This window comes from Comamonas sp. C24C, from assembly GCF_053345995.1.
In genome coordinates this window covers 209,553-229,296 of record NZ_JBKFBC010000005.1, presented here as the reverse complement: position 1 = coordinate 229,296, position 19,744 = coordinate 209,553, and the positions used below count along the sequence as shown (strand labels likewise).

At 64.3% G+C, this 19,744-nt stretch carries 19 protein-coding genes; 9 read left to right on the top strand and 10 right to left on the bottom strand.

The features are described 5' to 3' along the window. The first annotated feature begins 18 nt into the window (after positions 1-18). The 4 genes from ACLBXN_RS11695 to ACLBXN_RS11680 all read left to right on the top strand — a co-directional run bounded on the left by ACLBXN_RS11695 (position 19) and on the right by ACLBXN_RS11680 (position 4,611). Complete coding sequence (locus ACLBXN_RS11695; protein ID WP_447612234.1) at positions 19-1,629, top strand: sensor domain-containing diguanylate cyclase; 1,611 nt, start codon at positions 19-21, stop codon at positions 1,627-1,629. 297 nt (positions 1,630-1,926) lie between these two features. After that, positions 1,927-3,522: an FAD-dependent oxidoreductase gene (locus ACLBXN_RS11690; RefSeq protein WP_447612233.1), complete on the top strand. Its 1,596-nt coding sequence runs from the start codon at positions 1,927-1,929 to the stop codon at positions 3,520-3,522. Between the two features lie 30 nt (positions 3,523-3,552). Next, positions 3,553-4,050 (top strand): c-type cytochrome, encoded by a 498-nt coding sequence (locus ACLBXN_RS11685; protein WP_343677299.1) that lies wholly within the window; start codon positions 3,553-3,555, stop codon positions 4,048-4,050. A gap of 18 nt (positions 4,051-4,068) precedes the next feature. Then, positions 4,069-4,611: a RidA family protein gene (locus tag ACLBXN_RS11680; RefSeq protein WP_447612232.1), complete on the top strand. Its 543-nt coding sequence runs from the start codon at positions 4,069-4,071 to the stop codon at positions 4,609-4,611. Between the two features lie 64 nt (positions 4,612-4,675). Here ACLBXN_RS11680 and ACLBXN_RS11675 read toward each other — a convergent pair whose 3' ends face one another. From ACLBXN_RS11675 to ACLBXN_RS11655, 5 genes are all read right to left on the bottom strand, one after another. After that, positions 4,676-6,313, bottom strand: coding sequence for an MFS transporter (locus ACLBXN_RS11675; RefSeq protein WP_447612231.1), 1,638 nt, complete (start codon positions 6,311-6,313; stop codon positions 4,676-4,678). Beyond that, positions 6,303-6,713 (bottom strand): DoxX family protein, encoded by a 411-nt coding sequence (locus ACLBXN_RS11670; RefSeq protein ID WP_447612230.1) that lies wholly within the window; start codon positions 6,711-6,713, stop codon positions 6,303-6,305. The genes ACLBXN_RS11675 and ACLBXN_RS11670 overlap by 11 nt, the downstream gene beginning before the upstream one ends. 1 nt (position 6,714) lies before the next feature. Then, positions 6,715-8,604, bottom strand: coding sequence for an amidohydrolase (locus ACLBXN_RS11665; RefSeq protein WP_447612229.1), 1,890 nt, complete (start codon positions 8,602-8,604; stop codon positions 6,715-6,717). Positions 8,605-8,761: 157 nt separating this feature from the next. Then, positions 8,762-9,439 (bottom strand): isochorismatase family protein, encoded by a 678-nt coding sequence (locus tag ACLBXN_RS11660; protein ID WP_447612228.1) that lies wholly within the window; start codon positions 9,437-9,439, stop codon positions 8,762-8,764. Positions 9,440-9,500: 61 nt separating this feature from the next. Continuing rightward, positions 9,501-10,226: a pirin family protein gene (locus tag ACLBXN_RS11655; protein ID WP_447612227.1), complete on the bottom strand. Its 726-nt coding sequence runs from the start codon at positions 10,224-10,226 to the stop codon at positions 9,501-9,503. Positions 10,227-10,404: 178 nt separating this feature from the next. Here ACLBXN_RS11655 and ACLBXN_RS11650 point away from each other — a divergent pair, with 178 nt between their 5' ends. Further along, positions 10,405-11,307, top strand: coding sequence for a LysR family transcriptional regulator (locus ACLBXN_RS11650; protein WP_343677305.1), 903 nt, complete (start codon positions 10,405-10,407; stop codon positions 11,305-11,307). 109 nt (positions 11,308-11,416) lie between these two features. On the opposite strand, the gene ACLBXN_RS11645 is transcribed toward ACLBXN_RS11650, so the two are convergent. From ACLBXN_RS11645 to ACLBXN_RS11635, 3 genes are all read right to left on the bottom strand, one after another. Continuing rightward, positions 11,417-12,391: a Bug family tripartite tricarboxylate transporter substrate binding protein gene (locus ACLBXN_RS11645; protein WP_043003993.1), complete on the bottom strand. Its 975-nt coding sequence runs from the start codon at positions 12,389-12,391 to the stop codon at positions 11,417-11,419. Positions 12,392-12,491: 100 nt separating this feature from the next. Beyond that, positions 12,492-13,514, bottom strand: coding sequence for a TraB/GumN family protein (locus tag ACLBXN_RS11640; RefSeq protein WP_447612226.1), 1,023 nt, complete (start codon positions 13,512-13,514; stop codon positions 12,492-12,494). Between the two features lie 24 nt (positions 13,515-13,538). Next, entirely contained in the window at positions 13,539-14,609 is a 1,071-nt protein-coding gene (locus ACLBXN_RS11635; RefSeq protein WP_447612225.1) for a fumarylacetoacetate hydrolase family protein, read from the bottom strand. 109 nt (positions 14,610-14,718) lie between these two features. Here ACLBXN_RS11635 and ACLBXN_RS11630 point away from each other — a divergent pair, with 109 nt between their 5' ends. The 3 genes from ACLBXN_RS11630 (at position 14,719) to ACLBXN_RS11620 (ending at position 17,269) form a co-directional block, all read left to right on the top strand. Continuing rightward, the gene (locus ACLBXN_RS11630) at positions 14,719-15,510 is read left to right on the top strand and encodes an IclR family transcriptional regulator (RefSeq protein ID WP_343677307.1); all 792 of its coding nucleotides are present in this window, start codon (positions 14,719-14,721) and stop codon (positions 15,508-15,510) included. Between the two features lie 25 nt (positions 15,511-15,535). After that, positions 15,536-16,684: a DUF3108 domain-containing protein gene (locus ACLBXN_RS11625; RefSeq protein ID WP_447612224.1), complete on the top strand. Its 1,149-nt coding sequence runs from the start codon at positions 15,536-15,538 to the stop codon at positions 16,682-16,684. A 285-nt stretch (positions 16,685-16,969) separates the two neighbouring features. After that, positions 16,970-17,269, top strand: coding sequence for a BTH_I0359 family protein (locus ACLBXN_RS11620; RefSeq protein WP_003050692.1), 300 nt, complete (start codon positions 16,970-16,972; stop codon positions 17,267-17,269). 84 nt (positions 17,270-17,353) lie between these two features. Here the strand turns inward: ACLBXN_RS11620 and ACLBXN_RS11615 are convergent, their stop codons facing one another. Both ACLBXN_RS11615 and ACLBXN_RS11610 read right to left on the bottom strand, forming a co-directional pair. Further along, a complete protein-coding gene (locus ACLBXN_RS11615) occupies positions 17,354-17,587 on the bottom strand; it encodes a hypothetical protein (protein ID WP_447612223.1) in 234 nt (77 codons plus the stop codon). 8 nt (positions 17,588-17,595) lie between these two features. Beyond that, positions 17,596-18,696 carry an AbrB family transcriptional regulator gene (locus tag ACLBXN_RS11610; protein ID WP_447612222.1) on the bottom strand — a complete coding sequence of 367 codons (1,101 nt, stop codon included), beginning with the start codon at positions 18,694-18,696 and terminating at the stop codon, positions 17,596-17,598. Positions 18,697-18,843: 147 nt separating this feature from the next. Between ACLBXN_RS11610 and ACLBXN_RS11605 the strand changes: the two genes are divergently transcribed. Continuing rightward, positions 18,844-19,740 carry a ChaN family lipoprotein gene (locus ACLBXN_RS11605; protein ID WP_447612221.1) on the top strand — a complete coding sequence of 299 codons (897 nt, stop codon included), beginning with the start codon at positions 18,844-18,846 and terminating at the stop codon, positions 19,738-19,740. Positions 19,741-19,744: the final 4 nt, after the last annotated feature.

Genomic DNA, 19,744 nt, shown 5'->3' with positions numbered 1-19,744 from the left:
GCTCTCGCGACATCATCTGTGAAGAAATCTCTCCCCTGGCAACGCCGCCTCGCACCGACCCGACTTGACCTGCGCCGCCTGATTCTGATCCTGACCATCTGCAGCGCGCTGATCCCGTTTCTCAATACCTTCTACGCCGGCTATCTGGTGCAACGCCAGCAGCTGATAGACAACACGCTGGAAGGTCACCACGCCTACGCGACCAAGCTGGCCAAGAGCACGGACGACTTTCTGCAGTCTGCCCTGCAACAACTGGAATACAGCGCCAGTCTGATGGGGGCGCACATGGATGACGTGGGCTATCTGGCCAAAGAGGCCACGCGCCTGCGCCTTCAGACCAAGAGCTTCAACTCCGTCACCATCATCGACCCCACGGGCTATGTGCTGGCGACATCGCCAGAAACTCTGCAGATCAAGGGCAAGACGCTGCAAAGTGCCGGGGTGACTCAGACCTTGAGCACCCGGGGCCCTGTCATCAGCCAGCCCTATATGTCCACTGCCGGAAACTACATCGTATTTGTCTCGCAGCCCATTTTCGGTCCTCAGGGCGAATTTCTGGGAGCGGTGGGCGGCAGCATCTACCTCAAGGAAGACAGCATTCTCGACACCCTGCTGGGCTCGCACTTCTACCAGGACGGCACCTATGTCTATGTGGTGGACAGAAACAAGCACATCATCTATCACCCCGACAACCACCGTGTGGGCGATCAGGTGATCAACAACGATGTCATCAACGCGGTCATCCGCGGCGAGTCGGGCACGGCACCTGTCGTCAACAGCAAGGGCGTGGAAATGCTGGCCGGCTATGCCGTGATCCACGCCTCGGGCTGGGGCATCGTGGCCCAACGCCCCAAGGCGGCAACGCTGGCCCCGCTCAACAAGATGATGCGCTCCGTGCTCTACAAGACCCTGCCCATCGCCCTGCTGATGCTGGTGGTCATCTGGTGGAGCGCACGCCGCATTTCCAGCCCGCTGCGCCAGCTGGCCAACGGCGCGCACGATATGGACAAGCCCGAAACCGCGCAGAACATTCAGGCCGTCAAGTCATGGTACTTCGAGTCCTATGAACTCAAGAAAGCCATGCTCAAGGGCCTGAACCTGCTGCAACGCAACATCACCAAGCTGCGCGAAGACGTGAACACCGATCCGCTGACGGGTCTGGGCAACCGCCGCCATCTGGAAGCCGCCATCACCGCCTTCCAGACGCAGGCACTGCCGTTCTCGGTGATTGCCATCGACATCGATCACTTCAAGCGCATCAACGACGGCTTCGGCCACGATACGGGCGACGAGGTACTCAGGCAACTCGCGCGCACCATGCGCGAGGTCTCTCGTATGGACGACGTGCCCTGCCGTGTGGGTGGCGAGGAGTTTCTGCTGCTGCTGCCCGGCACGGCGCCGGAGGCGGCCGCCCATGCCGCCGAGCGACTGCGTCAGCTGGTCGAGAAGATGGAGATGCCACCGGTGGGCCACATCACCATTTCGCTGGGCGTGGCCCACTGGCCCGACAGCGCTCCCGATATCAAGGCCGTCTTCCAGCAGGCCGATGCCATGCTTTATGCAGCCAAGCGTGGCGGACGCAATCGCGTCATGGTCAGCGAAGCCAGCGTGCCTCCCGGCGAACTCTGAGCCCGGCAGCACCGTAGTTCCCCGCTCAAAGGCGTATCCGCTGTCACAGCGGATACGCCTTTTCTCGCCTCATTGTGTGACTCCACTGCACCAATTTGGCCATTGATGCTTCAAATTAGTGAGCATGCACCACAAGCGTCGAAAGGGCAGGAAACCAACCGTTCTGAATTACATAACAAGCCACTGATTTCATTGAACTAATGCTTTGCGGTTCGTCCCTGGCATAGCTCTTGCTGAAAACCCTTACCCCGCAACCCCGGATGGACAGCGGAATACACAACAGCAAAGGAATTTCAGATGCCAGAGCCAAGCAAGCATGTCAGCCGCAGACAACTGCTCTCGATGATCGGAAAGGTCGCGGGCGGCAGTGCCATGTACCAGGCCATGAGTTCACTGGGTTACGCAGCCGAATCGCATTACAACGGTCCGGTCAAGCTCGGCAACGCCAAGCCGGGCGCATCGGTTCTGGTGCTGGGCGCAGGCCTGGCAGGCATGGTGGCCGCCCATGAGCTGCGCGCTGCAGGCTACAAGGTGCAGTTGCTTGAATACCAGGGCCGCGCCGGAGGCCGCTGCTGGACGCTGCGCGGCGGCGACGAGTTCAGCGAACTGGACGGCACGCGCCAGACAGTGGGCTTTGCCAAGGGCAACTACTTCAACCCCGGCCCCTGGCGTGTGCCCTACCACCACCATGCGATGCTAGACTACTACAAGCGCTTCGGCATCAAGCTCGAAGCCTTCAACCAGGTCAACTACAACGCCTATCTGCACAACAGCAAGGCCCTGGCCGGCAAACCCCAGCGCTTTCGCCATGTGCAGACCGATGTCTATGGCCATGTGGCCGAGCTGCTCGCCAAGGCCACCAACCAGGGTGCCCTGGACCAGAGCGTCAACCAGGAAGACAAGGAGCGCCTGCTGGAGAGCCTAAAGGCCTGGGGTGTGCTGGACAAGGAGTACCGCTACCGCCCCAGCAACGCAGTCAGCGATTTCCGCGGCTACGACATCGACCCCGGCGGCGGCCTGATGGCGCTGGCCAAACCTTCGACGCCCATGGGCCTGCACGAGTTGCTGGAATCGAATCTGTGGCGCCAGATGGGCGTAGGCAATATCTACGAGTTCCACAGCGCCATCTTCCAGCCCGAAGGCGGCATGGACATGCTGGCCCAGGCCATGGCGCGCGATCTGGGCTCGGCCATCCGCTACAACGCCAAGGTCACCAGGATCGCCCAGAACGACAAGGGCGTGACCATCGACTATGTGGATACCCTCAAGCCCGGTGCCACGCTGCAGGCCCGTGCCGACTGGTGCGTCTGCACGATTCCGCTGTCCATCCTGAGCCAGATCGAGGTGCAGGCTGGCAGCGCCATGCAGAACGCGATTGCTGCCGTGCCCTATGGCAGCTCCATGAAGGTGGGCCTGGAGTTCAAGCGCCGCTTCTGGGAAGAGGACGAGCGCATCTATGGCGGCATCAGCTACACCGATCTGCCGATCCAGCAGATCTCCTACCCCTCCACCGGCTACATGGGCCGCGGCCCCGCCGTGCTGTTGGGCGCCTATTCCTTCGAGAACTCCAACAGCTATCGCTTCTCCTCGCTCAAACCGGCCGAGCGCGTTCGCCTGGCGCTGGAGTACGGCGCGCAGATCCATCCGCAATACAAGCAGGAGTTCCTCAACGGCGTATCGGTCGCCTGGCATCGCATGCCCTGGATCAACGGCTGCTTCGGCAACTGGACCGACGCAATGCGCGAACAGCACTACAAGGACCTGGCCCAGGTCGACGGGCGCCTGGTGCTGGCGGGCGAGCATGTCTCGTACATCCCCGCCTGGCAGGAAGGTGCCGTGCTGTCCTCGCTGGATGCAATCCAGCGTCTGCACGCCAAGGCATCCAGCCTCTGATCGTCCATGACTGCCACAAGGAACTTCACCATGCACACATTGCACCGTCTTTGCGCCGCTGGCGCCCTGGCCCTGGGTCTCTCCGGCGCCGTCCTGGCCCAGTCACAGGGAGCGAAAACCCAGGATGTGAAAAACCTGCAAACGCTGCAGTCTGCGGCTGTCCTGTCCATCTCGCCCGCCGACACCCAGGCGCTGATGCAGAACTTCTCGGCAGTCCGCCCACGCTTCAGCCAGAGCGGCGGAGAAACCCTGTACCAGGCCATCTGCCAGGGCTGCCACATGGTCAAGGGCGAAGGCGCCAAGGGTGCGGGCTTCTACCCTGCGCTGGCCGCCAACCCCAAGCTGGCAGCCGCAGCCTACCCGGCCTCGGTCGTCATGAACGGCCTGCACGGCATGCCGTCCTTTGCCAGCAAGCTGTCCGATGAGCAGATTGCAGACGTCGTGAACTATGTGCGCAGCAACTTCGGCAATCAGTACCCGGACAAGCTGTCTGCCGCCGATGTCAAACCCTTTCGCGTAACCCCATAAATCCATTCAGGAGATCACATGAACGTTCCATCTATCTTCAAGACCGCCACCACCGCCCTGCTGGGCACGGCAGTCCTGCTCACCGGCTGCGCAGCCACCACCTCCGGCGGTGGCGATGTGCTGCGCTACAAGACTCCGGGCTCGACCTTCCCCATCGCCGCAGCCGTGGAAATCCCCACCGATGCCCGCACCGTCTATCTCTCCGGCAAGGTGCCGCCCGTGGTGGACAAATCCAAGCCCGCCACTGATCCTGCGGCCTACGGCGGCGATACCGAGGGTCAGACCGTCGCCATCCTCAAGGGCCTGGAAGAGCAGCTCAAGAGCATGAATCTCACCATGAGCGACGTGGTGAAAATGCAGGTCTTCCTGGTGGCCGACCCCGCCAAGGGCAACAAGATGGACTTTGCCGGCTTCATGCGTGGCTACACCCAGTTCTTTGGCACGGCCGCCCAGCCCAACCTGCCTGCACGCTCGGCCTTCCAGATTGCAGCCCTGGCCAACCCGGCCTGGTATGTGGAAATCGAGGTCGTGGCCGTGCGCGCCGCCAAGCCCGTCAAGTAAGTAACGCGCCGGCCTTGCATTCATCGCCTGCCCCGTCAGCGATGAATGCCGATGCTAGCGCCGCTCAGTGGGCTGGGGAACCCGTTCCCTGCTGGGCGCTGCGCGCATCAAGCGCCAGGAAGTGGTGGACCACGGGCTTGTCCGGCCCCTGGTGGTAGCGCAAAGCGGCGGCCTGCAGATCGGCATCGGCCTTGGACACACGACCATGCTGGCGCAGATGCTCCGCCCAGGATTCGACCAGGAACCACTCGATCACCCGGCCCGGCTCACCCGTGTGCTCGGCCACGCCCCAGGCATAGGCACCGTCGCGACGGCGCTCGTGGGCTACCTGCTGCATGGCTTGGAAAAAGGCGGCCTGGTCTTGATGCGCAATCCGATACTCGATCTGAATCATGACCGGACCACGGTCGTGGGCCAGGGGTTCGGCCAGCAAAGGCTCGGGCCAGTGGTTGGACGGCTGCAGATCGGCTTCGCCGGTGGGCAGCTTGACGCGGTGGAAGACCAGGGACACCAGCACCAGGCCCACGGCTCCGATCAGCAGCGTGACCGGCAGGCCCAGCTGGCCGGCGATCAGGCCCCAGCCCAGGCTGCCCAGGGCCATGGCGCCGTTGAACACCATAAGGTAGATGGCGAGACCCCGGCCGCGCACCCAGTTGGGCAACACCGCCTGGGCCACGCCGTTGAGCGTGGTCAGCGCAATAATCCAGCCCAGACCCAGCACCAGCATCAGCGCCACGGCAGCCCACTGAGGCGGCGCCAGGGTCAGCACGCCCATGACCAAGGCCGTCACCACAGAAGCAAGCAACACCAGACCGTCGGTGTCGAGACGCTTGCGCAACTTGGGCAGCAGCACGGCGCCCAGGATGGCACCTGCACCTACGGCGCCCAGCATCACACCGTAGAAACCGGCCGTGCCACCCAGCATGCGGCGCGCCACCAGGGGAAGCAAGGCCCAGACCGAACTGGCGAACAGGAAAAAGACCGCGGCGCGCAGCAACACCACATGCAGCTCGCGGCTGGCACGGGCATAGCGCACACCGGCACGGAAGGCGCCGAAGAACTGCTCGTTGAGCGCCGAGGCCTCGGCCTTGGGACGCTTCCACCAGATCAGGGCGGCGATCACAAACACATAGCTGAGCACGTCGAGGCCGTAAGCCGCAGCGGCGCCGAAGCTGGCCAGCAGCAGGCCGCCGGCGGCCGGACCGATGGCACGGGCGATGTTGATGCCCAGGGAGTTCAGCGCCACGGCGCTCTTGAGCTCGCTGCGCGGCACCAGCTCGGGCACGATGGACTGCCAGGTCGGGCCCATGAGGGCGGCGCCAATGCCGCCCACAAAGGTCAGGGCCACCAGGTATTCCACCGTGAGAGTGTTGGTCTGGGCCAGCACCAGCAGCGTGCCGCTGACGGCGCCCAGCAGCACCTGCACACCGATGAGAAAACGGCGGCGGTCCAGGATGTCGGACAGCACACCGGCGGGAATGGCCAGCAGGAAGACGGGCAGCGTAGCAGCCGTCTGGATCAGCGCGACGGCCGTTGGGCTGGACGAGAGTTCGGTCACCATCCAGGCGCTGGCCACATCGCGCATGAAGCTGCCGATATTGCCCAGCACCGTGGCGGCCCACAGCACGGCGAAGACGGGGATGGCGAGCGGCGCGAAGCTGCCCGCGGTGTTGTTTGCGGTGGTTGGTTTGTTATCCGGCACGGTGGCCTCCCAGGTCGTGCCAGGCGACGAGCAGCATGCCGCCCACCAGGCTCCAATGTTCAAAAAATGCGTTCGCTGTGCGCTGGCGTTCAGCCTGCGGCGCAGCCCAGAAACGGTCGGCCAGAAAGGCCGCGATGACGGTGAAGGCCGCCAGCGCCAAGGCGCCTGCCCAGCGGTACCAGCCCGACACGATCAGCGCCGAGGCACCGAGCTGCAGCGCGATGGTGGCCACCGCGATGGGCGCGGCCGACGCCAGGCCGAACTGGCGCATCTCGGCGACCGCGCCGCGGAAGTCGCGGGCCTTGTCCACGCCGCCCTGCAGGTAGGCGGCACACAGGCACAGCAGGGCCAGCGAATGCACCCAGGGTGCGGTGGCGGCGGCGTGCAGCGCGTTGCCCATGTCACACCGCCCAGCAGGCGCAGCCCAGGGCGCCCCAGAAGCCCTTGAGATCGGCCACGGGCAGCTTGCTGCTCCAGGCCGTGGCGTGGGAATGGCCGTGCATGTTGCAGCTGTTGGCGCAGCCGCAGTTCGCTGCCGCGTTGCGCATCACGGCCTGCAGCGGCGCGCCTTCCTGCACACCCCAGGCGCCATAGCCCTTGAAGGTGCGCACGGGCGACCAGTCGGGCATGGCCAGGGGCAGGGCCGATTCATCAAAGTCGGCGAAGGCACCAGCGCCGTAGACCACCTTGCCGCCCACCACGGTGAGCAGGGCCGAGGTGTCGGCGATGTCGGACTCGGGGCAGGCAAAGAAATCGCGGTCGGGCACGATAAGGTCGGCCAGCTGGCCCACCTGGATGCGGCCCTTCTTGCCCTGTTCGTTGCTAAACCAGGTCACGTTCTCGGTCCACATGCGCAGGGCCTGGTCGCGGGTCAGGCAGTTGCGCTGGGGCGTGAGCTGCAGACCACCCACGGTCTTGCCTGTGATCAGCCAGGACAGCGACACCCAAGGGTTGTAGCTGGCGACGCGGGTGGCGTCGGTGCCGGCGGACACGTTCACGCCCTTTTCCAGCATGCGCTTGACAGGGGGCGTTGCTTCCGCCGCGGCCGCGCCGTACTGCTCGACGAAATACTCGCCCTGGTAGGCCATGCGGTGCTGCACGGCCACGCCGCCGCCCAGGGCCGCGATGCGGTCGATGGACTTTTCGGAGATGGTCTCGGCGTGGTCGAAGAACCAGTTCAGGCCGGCCAGGGGAATGTCTTCATTGACCTTCTCGAACACATTGAGCGCGCGATCGATGGTCTCGTCGTAGGTGGCGTGCATGCGCCAGGGCCAGCGGTTCTGGGCCAGGATGCGCACCACCTCTTCGAGCTCGCCTTCCATACCGGGCGCCAGCTCGGGCTGGGGCCGGCGGAAGTCCTCGAAGTCGGCGGCCGAGAACACCAGCATCTCGCCCGCGCCGTTGTGGCGGAAGTAGTCTGTGCCCTGCTTGTACTGCGAGGTGGCGGTCCAGCGCAGAAAGTCGTCCTTCTCTTCCTTGGGTTTTTGCGTGAACAGGTTGTAGGCCAGGCGGATGGTGAGCTGATCGGCATCGGCCAGCTCCTGGATCACGTCGTAGTCGTCGGGGTAGTTCTGCATGCCGCCGCCCGCGTCGATGGCGCCGGTCACGCCCAGGCGGTTGAGCTCACGCATGAAGTGGCGCGTGGAATTGACCTGGTAGTCGCGCGGCAGCTTGGGGCCCTTGGCCAGCGTGGCGTAGAGGATGGACGCATTGGGCTTGGCCAGCAGCAGGCCCGTGGGGTTGCCGGCGCTGTCGCGCAGGATCTGGCCACCGGGCGGCTCGGGCGTGTCCTTGGTGTAGCCCACGGCGCGCAGGGCGGCGGCGTTGAGCAGGGCACGGTCGTACAGGTGCAGGATGAAGACCGGGGTGTCGGGTGCCACGGCGTTCAGCTCGGCCAGCGTGGGCAGGCGCTTTTCCACGAACTGGTGCTCGGTGAAGCCGCCCACCACTCGCACCCACTGGGGCGCTGGCGTCACGTCCACCTGGGCCTTGAGCATGGCCATGGCATCGGCCAGGCTCTTCACACCGTCCCAGCGCAGCTCCATGTTGAAGTTCAGACCGCCGCGGATCAGGTGCAGGTGGTTGTCGATGAGCCCGGGCAGCGCACTGCGCCCGCCCAGATCGATGCGCCTGGTCTGCGGGCCGGCCAGGGGCAGGACCTCGCAGTCGCTGCCGACGGCGCTGAAGCGGCCCTGGCTCACGGCCACTGCCGTGGCCGTGGGGTTGCTGCGGTCCAGGGTGGTAAAGCGGCCGTTGAACAGGATCAGGTCGGGGGTGGTGGGCTGGGTCATGGTGTGCCTAGGGGGGGTGTCAGCAACGCAAAAAAGGGAGGAAAGTCCGGCGAGAGCGCAAAAAAGAAGACTGGGGCCGAGGACCGCAGCCGTACTTCCGTACGGCAAGGGCCACAGGCGCAGGATACGGCCGCGCAGCAGGCCCCTGCCGCTTTTTTTAGCCTTCGTGGGCGCCGAACATGGTCTTGGCGTAGGTGATGCCGATGCCGTAGCCGCCGCCCAGCTTCTTGGCGATGCCCGTAGTCATGTCATAGGTTTCGGTGCGGGCCCAGTCGCGCTGCATTTCCAGAAGGTATTGCAGCGACGTGATGGGCTGGGCGCCGGCCTGCACCATGCGGTCCATGGCGCGGTTGTGCGCTTCGGTGGAGATGTCGCCACAGGCATCGGCAATCACAAAGACTTCAAAACCCTGGTCCAGGGCCGACAGGGCCGGGCCCACGATGCACACGCTGGTCCACAGGCCGGCCAGCACGATGCGGGGCTTGCCGATCTCGTTGACCTTGTTGATCACGGCCTGGTCTTCCCAGGTATTCATCGAGGTGCGGTCCAGCAGGGCCTGGCCGGGGAAAGGCGCGGTCACTTCCTCGAACATGGGGCCGGAGAAGCTTTTTTCGGCCACGGTGGTCAGGATGGTGGAGGCACCGAAACCGGCGGCAGCCGAAGCGACCAGTGCGGCGTTGGAGCGCAGCTGCACGGGATCGATGGAGTGCGTGGCAAAGGCCATCTGCGACTGGAAGTCGATCATGATCAGCGTGTGGTCATGGGGGTTGAGCAGCTTGGCACCGGGCTCGGCGACGGCGACGGGACGGGCGATGGCGATGTTGGCGTTGGACATGGGAAGCTCCTGAAACAAAAGAAGGGATAAATAAAAAGGGGGAGAAAGGGGACCGTCGGGATCAGCGGGGCATGGCGGGCAGCTCGTTGGGCCGCAGGTCGAACACCAGCACTTCGGCCTGTTCACCCTGGTCGAAACGCAGGGCACCGGCGTTGCGGATGCGGGCGCCGTCGCCTTCGGACAGGCGCTCACCGTTCACGCTGAGGCTGCCGCGGGCCACATGCACATAGACATGGCGGTCGGAGCCCACATCGAGTTCGGCGGATTCAGCGCCATCGAACAGGCCGGCATAGACCCGGGCGTCCTGGCGCACGGCCAGGGTGCCGTCTGCGCCTTCGGGGGCGATGATCAGGCGCAGGCGGCCGCGCTTGTCGGCATCGTCCACATGGACCTGCTGATAGCGCGGAGCGGCGCCGCGTTCGGCGGGCACGATCCAGATCTGCAGAAAGTGCACCGGGTCCTGGGCCGAGTGGTTGAATTCGCTGTGCTCCACGCCGGTGCCGGCGCTCATCATCTGCACATCGCCAGGACGGATCACCGAGCCCGTGCCCATGGAGTCCTTGTGCTCCAGGGCGCCGTCCAGCACATAGGAGAAGATTTCCATGTCGCGGTGGCCGTGGGTGCCGAAGCCCTGACCGGGGGACACATGGTCGTCATTGATGACCAGCAGATCCGAAAAGCCTTGCTGGTTGGCGTCGCGGTAGTGGCCGAAGGAGAAGGTGTGGCGCGATTGCAGCCAGCCATGGTTGGCGCGACCGCGGTGGTTGGATGGGCGAACTTCAAGCATTTCTATCTCCTAAACAATCGATGGTGTTCACACTTCCTGCTGCTGGCCTTCCTGCCTTGTTCTGCTGCATTCCGTGTGGCGATGAATGAAGTATCTGCGGCCTGATATGCGGTTATGCTGAAAGAAAATCTCTTCAATCATCGATAATTTCGATGATTATTTTTTAGGCGCCTCAAATATGCTCAAACTCTCTCTGGAAGCCATCGAACTGGTGGACACCATCGCGCGCCACGGCTCGTTCGCCGGTGCGGCAGAGCGCCTGCACAAAGTACCGTCGACCATCTCCTATGCCGTCTCCAAGCTCGAGGAACAACTGGGCCTGAACCTGTTTGTGCGCAATGGCCCGCGCGTCAGTCTCACGCCAGCCGGCGAGGAAATGCTCAAGGAAGGGCGCTGGCTGCTGGCTGCCGCGCGTCAGCTCGAATCTCGGCTGCGCCAGATCGCCACGGGATTCGAGACCGAGGTGCGCCTGGTGCATGACTCGTTGATCCCCACCAGCGCCTTCGGCGCCGACATTCAGGCCTTCGAGGCGCTGAACAGCGGCACGCGTCTGCGCATCGGCAGCGAGACGCTGACCGGCACCTGGGAAGCCCTGCGCGAAGGCCGGGCCGACCTGATCGTGGCTGCAGGCGAAGGCCCTGCCGGCGGCGGTCACAAGGCCGTGGCCGTGGGCCAGCTCGATTTCGTGTTCTGCGTGACAGCCAGCCATCCGCTGGCGCGCTTGGGCCGGCCACTGGCGCGCAGCGACCTGCTGGAACACACCGCCGTGGTGGTGGGTGACGGCGCGCGTTCGCTGACCGACCGCACCGTGGGCCTGCTCACCGGCCAGCGGCGCATCACCGTGCCGAGCATGCAGGCCAAGATCGAATGCCAGGCTGCCGGGCTGGGCCACGGCTTTGTGCCGCGCGCCTGTGTGCGTGTGGAACTGGAGACCGGGGTGCTGGTGGAACTGGCGGTGGAAGAGCCGCGTCCGCCCGAAACCTTCTGGCTGGCCTGGCGCAGCGATGCCCGCGGCCGGGCCCAGCAATGGTGGCGCGAGCGCCTCAGCCGTCCACTGCTGCCGGGCATACTGCCCTATTGAAACGGCCCTGCAACTCAAGGAGGCAGGGCCGTGATGATGCGAGCCTACGAGGTCTGCGGCAACGGCTTAAGCCATGCCCAGAACCTCGCGAAGCTCAGGGAAGGGACGATCAGTCCAGCTTCACGCCAGCCGTCTTGATGACCTCACCCCAACGCTTGGCTTCGGTGCGTGCCAGTTGGTGAAACTGCTCGGGCGTACCAGGCAGGGCTTCCATGCCGAAGTCGGCCATGCGCTTGACCACGTCGGGGTCCTTGAACGCTTTTTGCAGGTCTGCATTGAGACGCTGCACGATGGCTGGCGGCAATCCCTTGGGACCCAGAATGCCCTGGAAGGCATAGACCTCGGAATCCTTGAGACCCAACTCGGCCAGCGTGGGCACATTGGGAAGATTGGGCACGCGCTTTGCCGTACCTATGGCCAGGGCTCGCACCTTGCCGGACTGAATCACGGGCAGGCCCGATGCCAGATCCAGGAACATGCAAGGCACCTGACCGCCCATCACATCGGCCAGCGCGGGCGCGGCGCCCTTGTAGGGAATATGGGTCAGGCTGGTGCCGGTGCGGTTCTTGAACAGCTCCATGGCCAGATGGTGGGGCGAGCCATTGCCGGGCGAGGCGTAGTTGAGCTTGCCGGGGTTGGCCTTGGCATAGGCCAGGAATTCCTTGAAGTCCTTGGCTTCGAATGCGGGGTTGACCACCAGCGCCATGGGGAAGCGGCTGATGCCGCCCACATAGGTGAAATCCTTGTCGGGGCTGAAGGGAAGCTTGCTGAACAGGTGTTCGTTGAAGGCCAGGATGGCGTTGTCGGCCGACATGATGGTGTAGCCATCGGGCTTGGCCGAGGCAACGAGCTGGCCGCCGATATTGGTCGAGGCACCGGGACGGTTGTCCACCACGATGGTCTGGTTCAGCGTCTTGCGCATGGACTCGGCCACGGTGCGGGCCAGCACATCGGTGCCGCCTCCGGGTGGGTAGGGCACGACCCAGCGCACGGGGTTGGCGGGCCAATCCTGCGCCATGGCAAAGGGGGATGCGGCAGCAGCCGAGCTGGCTGCCACGGCAGCCAGGAATTGACGACGATCCATCGTTTGTCTCCTTGAGGGTGATGTAGGGGGTTGTGGAATGATTTTTGGACCCCGCCAAGCTGCCTGCTTTTTTAGAATTGATAGCAGCTTGCGCTTGTCTCTATTCGGTTTGAAGTGCTTTTGACTCCGATTCCTGTTTGGCTGGCAGCTTGAATCTCACACGCTCGACCTGATAGCCTTTTTGCCGCAGCAACTCGGGCAGGCCCATGGGCCCGACCATATGCAGCGCGCCGACGGCAGCAAACACCGTCTTGCCCTGCTTGAGCTGGTTCGCAATGCCTTGCGCCATGCCAGGATTGCGTCCCTCCATCAGGCGGGCGTATTTGAGCCGGTCACGCTCGGTCTTGATGCAGTCACACCAATCGGCATAGTTCTCCAGCGTTTCCTCATTGCCGCTGGCCCAGATGTTTGCCAGCCGTTGCAGGGTTTCCGGGGACTTGGGATCTTCGAGCTGCTCAAGCCCGTCACGCACGCTTTCCCGGACCTCCACGGGATCATCGGAAAGCAGCTCCTGGAGCTGGGTCTGGACCGACTCCAGCCCCAGCACGGGCTTGTGCAGCGCCTGGGCCATGCCCGCCAGCAAAAGGTCGGCGCCAAACTCGGCCATCAGCCCCTGCTTGCGCCCCAGTTGACTGACCAGTCCCAGCAGCTGGGCATCCGGGCGCTCCGCGCTCAGGTGTTCGGCACAGGCTCGCTTTCGCTGCAGCGCCAGCCGGGCCTCCAGGTCTGCGGGCAGTGCGGGGGCGTCGGCACGGGCCTTGAAACCTTCGATCAACTGCTGCATGACCTGCGGATTCAGCAGATCCAGCTCCAGGGCCAGCAGGTCGGCGCCATACATGGAGCGCACGATGGTGCGACCGGGCAACATCCATTCCCGCTTGCCTACATGCAAGGTGCCGTACAGCCAGCTGGTGCGCTCGCCATCCTGCACGCGCCAGAGCAGACCCCTGTCCTGCATATGGGGAGCCATGGCCTGCACTTCGGCCTGTGTGGGCGGACTGAAGGGCGGCGGGCAGCCTGCTTCGGGCTCGGCAGCCATGGACAGGCCCGCACACAGTGCGAGCAACGCGGCCGGCACGGCCTTCAGGGAGGGCCTGTGGCGAGGCAGATTCAGACTTGGCATGGGCATGGCTGCTACGTCGCGGCGTCAGTCCTCGGAGGCATTCAGGGACTGGCCCTGCGGCTCGTCATCCCTGCTGCTTCCGGGGGGCGCAATGTTCTGATCGATGGCGCCGAAGATGCTCTGGCCATCCTTGCCCTTCATCTCGATGCGGATGGTGTCGCCGAACTGCATGAACTCGGTCTTGGGCGCACCGTCCTGAATGGTTTCTATGCAGCGCTTTTCGGCGATGCAGCTATAGCCCTTGGGCCATTCCATGCGCTTGTTCTTGCCGCTGCCGGTTTCCACGCCCTTGTTGCTCACCGTGCCGCTGCCCACGATGGAGCCGGCGCGTACATTGCGGGTCTTGGCGATATGGGCGATCAGCTGACCGAAGTGAAAAGTCATCTCCTCGCCCGCATCGCACATGCCGACCTTGCGGCCGTTCCATGTGCTCTGCAGCGTCAGATGCAGACGGCCGCTCTTCCAGGCATCGCCCAGCTCGTCCAGTGTCACGGCCACGGGGCTGAAAGCCGTGGCAGGCTTGCTCTGGAAGAAGCCGAAGCCCTTGGCCAGTTCGCCGGGAATCAGATTGCGCAGACTCACGTCGTTGACCAGCATGACCAGACGGATGCCGTCCAGCGCATCTCTCGCGTCCGTGCCCATGGGCACATCGCCGGTGACGACGGCAATCTCGGCCTCGAAGTCAATGCCCATGGCCGTGCTGGGCACGATCACATCGTCGCAGGGGCCGATGAAGTCATCGCTGCCGCCCTGGTACATCAACGGGTCGGTGTAGAAGTTGGCCGGCACCTCGGCATTGCGCGCCTTGCGCACCAGCTCCACATGGTTGATGTAGGCCGAGCCATCGGCCCACTGATAAGCTCGCGGCAGCGGGGCCATGCAGCGCCGGGGATCGAAGGGGAAGGCATGGCGGGCCTTGCCGTGATTGAGCTCGTGCGACAGATCCTGCAACTGGGGCGCCATATAGCTCCAGTCGTCCAGCACCTGTTGCATGCGGTTGGCAATGCCGGTGGCATAGCAGGCCTGGCTCAGGTCACGCGAGACCACGACCAGTTGCCCATCACGCGAGCCATCCTTGTACGTTGCCAGTTTCATTCTCTGTCCCTCTGCTCGCGGCAGCGGTGCTGGCACAATGCCTGACAACGCTAGCCAAAATTACGATTGGTTAAATTGATTTAACTAAACAAAACACGATTCTATTGCAATGGAAAAGGAACGCGCAGGGATTCAGTCGGTCGAAGTGGGTTTCTCCCTCATTGAGGCGCTGGCACAGGCCAGCGGACCGCTGATGCTCAAGGATGTTGCCGCTGCCGCCGGCATGAGTGCCGCCAAGGCTCACCGCTATCTGGTGAGCTTTCAGCGCATCGGTCTGGTGGCGCAGGACGAGCGCAATTCGCGCTACGACCTGGGCCCTGCGGCGCTGAAGATCGGCCTGGCATCGCTGGCCCGCCTCGACCCGGTACGCCTGGCGCGCGAACGCATTCCGGCACTGCTCGAGACCCTGAACCACACGCTGGCCATCGCCGTCTGGGGCAACCATGGCCCGACCATCGTGCATTGGGAGGAGTCGGCGCAATCCGTCACCGCCAACCTGCGCCTGGGCGACGTCATGCCCATGCTGGCCTCGGCCACGGGCCGCTGCTTTGGTGCCTGGCTGCCGCGCGAAATGACGGCGCCGCTGCTGGAGCCCGAAGTCGAGCGCGCCCGCAAGGCCAGACGCCAGGATCTGCCCCAGACCGAGGAAGCCGTGGCAGAAATGCTGGCCGAAGTCCGTGCGCGCGGCACGGCCCGCGTGGTCGATACCGTGCTACCCGGCATCGTGGCCTTTTGCGTGCCGGTCTTCGATGCATCCGGCCATATCGTGCTGGGTCTGATGACCCTGGGCTCGCTGGCGACTTTCGACCCCGACTATGGTGGAGCCATAGACGCGCCGCTGCAGGCCGCTGCCCGCCAGCTCTCCAGCGACCTGGGCTGGCGCGCCGATTCCAGCCACTGAAACCCGCAATCTCCGATCCACGTTCATGGCCCCCCCCCCTCAGGCAAGCCTGGCACGCAAGACACTGCTGCCCATCACCGGCTTGGTGCTGGCAGCCCATGGGCTATTGCTCTGGGGCCTGCCCGAACTGAGCCCGCAGGACAAAGCGGCGGACGACCAGATCGTGATGGAGACGCGCATGCTGCAGGCGCCTCCTCCCCCGCCACCGCCTGCGGCACCCAAACCGGCTGCGCCGCCGGCGCCCAAGCCCCGGGTTGCACCCCGGGCGCCAGCGCCGGCCCCCGTGCCCACGCCCATACCGGACGAACAGGAATCTGCACCAAATCCGCCCCCAGCCCAGGAGGTACAAGCGCAAGAAGCTCCTGAAACAGAAGCAGCTGCCAATACGGAGCAGCCCGCTGCTGCTGCAGAACCGGCACCAGAGCCCGCGACCGAGCCAGCCGAGGCCCATGGCGCAGACACGGCCCGCCCCATTGCGGTCACGCCCGCAGGCAGCGCGCCGCTGCCGCCAGGCTCCATGTTGCCTGTCACCCTGCCGAACTCCGCCACGCTGGAGTTCAATGCCTCGGGTCAGGTCAAGGGTTTTCAATACTCGGCCGGCGCCCAGCTGCAGTGGCAGCATGACGGTCAGTACTACCAGGCTAGGCAGTCGATCAGCATGTTCCTGCTGGGCGAGCGCGCCCAGACCAGCGAAGGGCTGATCACGCCCAAGGGCCTGCAACCACTCAATTTCAGCGACAAGGGGCGCAAAACCCAGTCGGCAGCCTTTGACGTGGCCAGCGGCAAGGCGCATTACAGCGGCGGCCAGACCGATGCTGCCATTGGCGACGGCGTGCAGGACCGCCTCAGCGTCTTTCTGCAGCTTTCGGCCCTGATGGCTGCCGGTCCCGAAAAATACCCACCAGGCACACTGATAGAGCTGACCACCAGCAGCGCACGCTCGGCGGTCCGCTGGCAGTTCCGCGTGGGTGCCAGCGAGGCGCTGGAGCTGCCCTTTGGCAGCGTCATGGCACTGCGCCTGGACAAACTTCCCGGCAAAAGCAGCAGCGACCAGCGCGGCTCGGTCTGGCTGGCTCCTGCCATGCAATACCTGCCGGTGCGCATCAAGCTCAGCCAGGGGCAGGATGACTTTGTCGATCTGCAGCTCAAAAAATATCAGCCCGCCCCGCAATAGCCCGGAGTGTCGCCTCCTGGCGTAAACCCCAGGGCTACTGCATCAAAAGCGCTCACTTACCTTCCAGCCAAGGCCTGCAACCTGCACCGGCTCGGGCTGAACGCTGTCGCAGCGCTCAAGGACTTGCCTACTACAGCTTGGGAAAACCGGTTGCCCACAACCATGTCAAATCCATGGAATACTGTGCTCAAGTGCCAAGAGCAGGCATTTCCACCTTGAAATGCGGCACCCTGTCGCCATATCCATGGCAGGCATGCTCATAACGGAAGTGAAAGGAGGAACACCATGCAAATGCTTTACGACTCTGAATCCTTTGCGGTGCTCCATCTGCGTCCCGATATGGAGGCAGACGTTCCGGCAGGCACAGCCAAGGCCGAGATCCAGCAAGCCCATCAACTGCCGCGCCACGGCTTCGAGATCGTGGACAAGCGCTCGGGCAAGGAGGTGTATCTGGACGGCTCCTGGGCCGAAATGTTCCAGAAACAGATCCTCGCCTGGCAGCAAGACGCCCCCACCGAAGAGGAGGTGGAGGAAATTCTCGACACCTACACGGGCTTGGCCCAGCAGCCGGTCATCATTCACTGAACACCTTGCAAAAAGCCACTCGAAAGAGTGGCTTTTTTGATGCTTGAAGACACGCCTTAGTGCTTATCAGGAAAGCACGAGCCGCTATGACTTTCTGCACAGCAGCATCATCGCGCTGGCAGGCAGCATGCAGCCGAAAAAACCCAGCAGCCACCCTGCCGCGCCCAGTGCCAGCCAGTGACCCCAGTCAATGCCCTGCTCTGCGCAGCGAATCTCGCATTGGGGGTTGTGGTCCCAGGCCATCCACATCAGAAGTCCGGCCAGCAGCAGGCCCACGCAGACACTGACGATCAGACAGAGCTTCCAGCGCTTTTGCATGCTGCGGGCTATGGCTGCGTCTTCTGTGGCGCACTGCTCAACCACCGGTACAGCGGAGCCACCAGCAGCAGCACGGCAATCAGGCGGCAGACCTGAAAGGCCGTGACCACGGGCACGCCCAGCTGCAGCACCTTGGCGGTGATGGCCATCTCGGTAATGCCGCCCGGCGATGTGCCCAGCAGCAAGGTGACCCAGGGCAGGCCTGTGGCACCGTGCAGCAGCCAGGCAAAGCCCGCGCAAACCGCCATCAGCCCCACGGTACCCAGCGCCACCATGCCCAGCCAGCGCGGAGCCGTGTGCAGGAATTCACGGCGAAAACGCACCCCCAGGCTAACGCCGATCACCAACTGGGCGGCATTCATCAGCCACTGCGGCACGGCGGACAGCTCCACGCCAGCCATGGTCAAGCCCATGGATACGGCCAGCGCGCCGAGAAACCAGGGGTTGGCGCGCCTGAGCTTGAGCATCAGCAGTGCCCCCGCGCCAGTGGCCAGCGCCAGCCAGGCAAAGCCCGGCCATTGCACATTGCGCACGCTGGGCAGCGTCAGGCCGGGGTCTCCCTGCAGCCCCGCCCATTGCAGGGCAAAAGGAATGCTTACCGTGACGATCACCAGCCGCAGGCTATGCGCCGCTGCGACCAGATCGGTACGTGCATGCTCGCGCTCGGCCAGCAGCGTCATTTCCGAAGCCGCGCCTATCGCACCCGAGAAATAGGTCGTGGCGCGCAAACGCTCTTCGTCCATGCCCCGTTGCCCCAGCATGGAGGCAGCCTGCACGCGATACAACCAGCGCCCGAAGCCCCAGCCCAGCAGCAAGGCCCAGGCAATGGCCAAAGCAATCGCCCACCACAGGCCGGCCACCAGCTCGGTCACGGCAGGCGTGAAATACAGGCCCAGTGCGCCGCCTATCGTCCACTGCCCAAGATCGCGCAACCTGGCCCAGCTTTGGGTCGGCGCTCCACCAATCGATAGCAGGGAGATGGAAATCAGCGGCCCCAGCATCCACGGCAGCGGCGTATGCAGCATCAGACAGAGCTGGGCGGCCAGCCAGGCCAGCAGCAGGGTGGCGGCCACACGGGCCAGAAACGCGGGGGGAGGCAATACGGACATGTGCACGGGAATCCGGCAAGGCACGACAATGGACGCGCGACAGGGGCAATGCCCCGCAGTATCGCGGCAAAACTCGGTGGGCAAAGCCGGTACGAAATCTACAGCTACGAAGCCATGCCCCGTCTTAGACGAATGCAATCAGCTCATATGTGGACTTTCATTTCTGCGGCGCAGCCGCGCCAGCATCTCAATCCTTTGGCCCTGACGGCTCTTGCCGGCGCCCTGCTGCTGGGCGGCTGCGCCCATCAAAGCGCCCAGCGAACCAGCGATGCCGAGTGGCAGCAGACACTGGGCCAGTGGGCGGGAACACCGGTCATCCTGCTCGGCGAGCAACATGACCAGATCGCCCATCACCAGTGGGAAGCCGCTACCGTGCGCCACCTGGCAGCGCAAGGCAGGCTCGCGGCCCTGGTGGTCGAGATGGCGCCCGCAGGCGGCAGCACCCGAAGTCTGCCGGCATCGGCCAGCGACGAGGAGGTGAAGGCCGCGCTGCAATGGGCCCAGGGCGGCGGCCCGGGCGGCTGGCCTTGGCAGAACTATGGTCCGGTGGTGATGGCTGCCGTGAAAGCCGGCGTGCCCGTGCTCGGCGGCAATCTGCCGCGCACCCGGATGAAGCAGGCGATGGGCGAGTCCCGCTACGACGCACACCTGCCGGCCGCAGGCTGGCAGCTGCAGCTCGACGCCATCAAGGATGGACACTGCGGCCTGCTGCCCGAATCGCAATTCGCGCCCATGGCCCGCATTCAGCTGGCCCGCGACGAGGCCATGGCCAGGGTGACGGAGACCGCGGTGCGCGAGCTGGGCCAGACCGGCAAAAGCGTGCTGCTGGTAGCGGGCCGTGGCCATGTGCGCAGCGATATCGGCGTGCCGACCTGGTTGCCTGCCGACTTCAAGCAAAAAGTGGCTATAGCCCAATCAGACAAAGCGCAGACTGCTACCACAATGAAAGCAGACAAGCAGCTGACACTGGAAGGCAATGCCTCCGAGGATCAATGCCAGCAACTGCGCGATCAATGGAAAAACAGGCCCGCTCCCAAGCCTTGACGGC

What these genes read in the sequence shown, in the direction of transcription:
- ACLBXN_RS11690 (WP_447612233.1), top strand. Translation starts at nt 1,927, where the DNA reads ATGCCAGAGCCAAGCAAGCATGTCAGCCGCAGACAACTGCTCTCGATG.
- ACLBXN_RS11685 (WP_343677299.1), top strand. Translation starts at nt 3,553, where the DNA reads ATGCACACATTGCACCGTCTTTGCGCCGCTGGCGCCCTGGCCCTGGGT.
- ACLBXN_RS11680 (WP_447612232.1), top strand. Translation starts at nt 4,069, where the DNA reads ATGAACGTTCCATCTATCTTCAAGACCGCCACCACCGCCCTGCTGGGC.
- ACLBXN_RS11670 (WP_447612230.1), bottom strand. Translation starts at nt 6,713, where the DNA reads ATGGGCAACGCGCTGCACGCCGCCGCCACCGCACCCTGGGTGCATTCG.
- ACLBXN_RS11665 (WP_447612229.1), bottom strand. Translation starts at nt 8,604, where the DNA reads ATGACCCAGCCCACCACCCCCGACCTGATCCTGTTCAACGGCCGCTTT.
- ACLBXN_RS11660 (WP_447612228.1), bottom strand. Translation starts at nt 9,439, where the DNA reads ATGTCCAACGCCAACATCGCCATCGCCCGTCCCGTCGCCGTCGCCGAG.
- ACLBXN_RS11655 (WP_447612227.1), bottom strand. Translation starts at nt 10,226, where the DNA reads ATGCTTGAAGTTCGCCCATCCAACCACCGCGGTCGCGCCAACCATGGC.
- ACLBXN_RS11650 (WP_343677305.1), top strand. Translation starts at nt 10,405, where the DNA reads ATGCTCAAACTCTCTCTGGAAGCCATCGAACTGGTGGACACCATCGCG.
- ACLBXN_RS11645 (WP_043003993.1), bottom strand. Translation starts at nt 12,391, where the DNA reads ATGGATCGTCGTCAATTCCTGGCTGCCGTGGCAGCCAGCTCGGCTGCT.
- ACLBXN_RS11640 (WP_447612226.1), bottom strand. Translation starts at nt 13,514, where the DNA reads ATGCCAAGTCTGAATCTGCCTCGCCACAGGCCCTCCCTGAAGGCCGTG.
- ACLBXN_RS11635 (WP_447612225.1), bottom strand. Translation starts at nt 14,609, where the DNA reads ATGAAACTGGCAACGTACAAGGATGGCTCGCGTGATGGGCAACTGGTC.
- ACLBXN_RS11630 (WP_343677307.1), top strand. Translation starts at nt 14,719, where the DNA reads ATGGAAAAGGAACGCGCAGGGATTCAGTCGGTCGAAGTGGGTTTCTCC.
- ACLBXN_RS11625 (WP_447612224.1), top strand. Translation starts at nt 15,536, where the DNA reads ATGGCCCCCCCCCCTCAGGCAAGCCTGGCACGCAAGACACTGCTGCCC.
- ACLBXN_RS11620 (WP_003050692.1), top strand. Translation starts at nt 16,970, where the DNA reads ATGCAAATGCTTTACGACTCTGAATCCTTTGCGGTGCTCCATCTGCGT.
- ACLBXN_RS11615 (WP_447612223.1), bottom strand. Translation starts at nt 17,587, where the DNA reads ATGCAAAAGCGCTGGAAGCTCTGTCTGATCGTCAGTGTCTGCGTGGGC.
- ACLBXN_RS11610 (WP_447612222.1), bottom strand. Translation starts at nt 18,696, where the DNA reads ATGTCCGTATTGCCTCCCCCCGCGTTTCTGGCCCGTGTGGCCGCCACC.
- ACLBXN_RS11605 (WP_447612221.1), top strand. Translation starts at nt 18,844, where the DNA reads ATGTGGACTTTCATTTCTGCGGCGCAGCCGCGCCAGCATCTCAATCCT.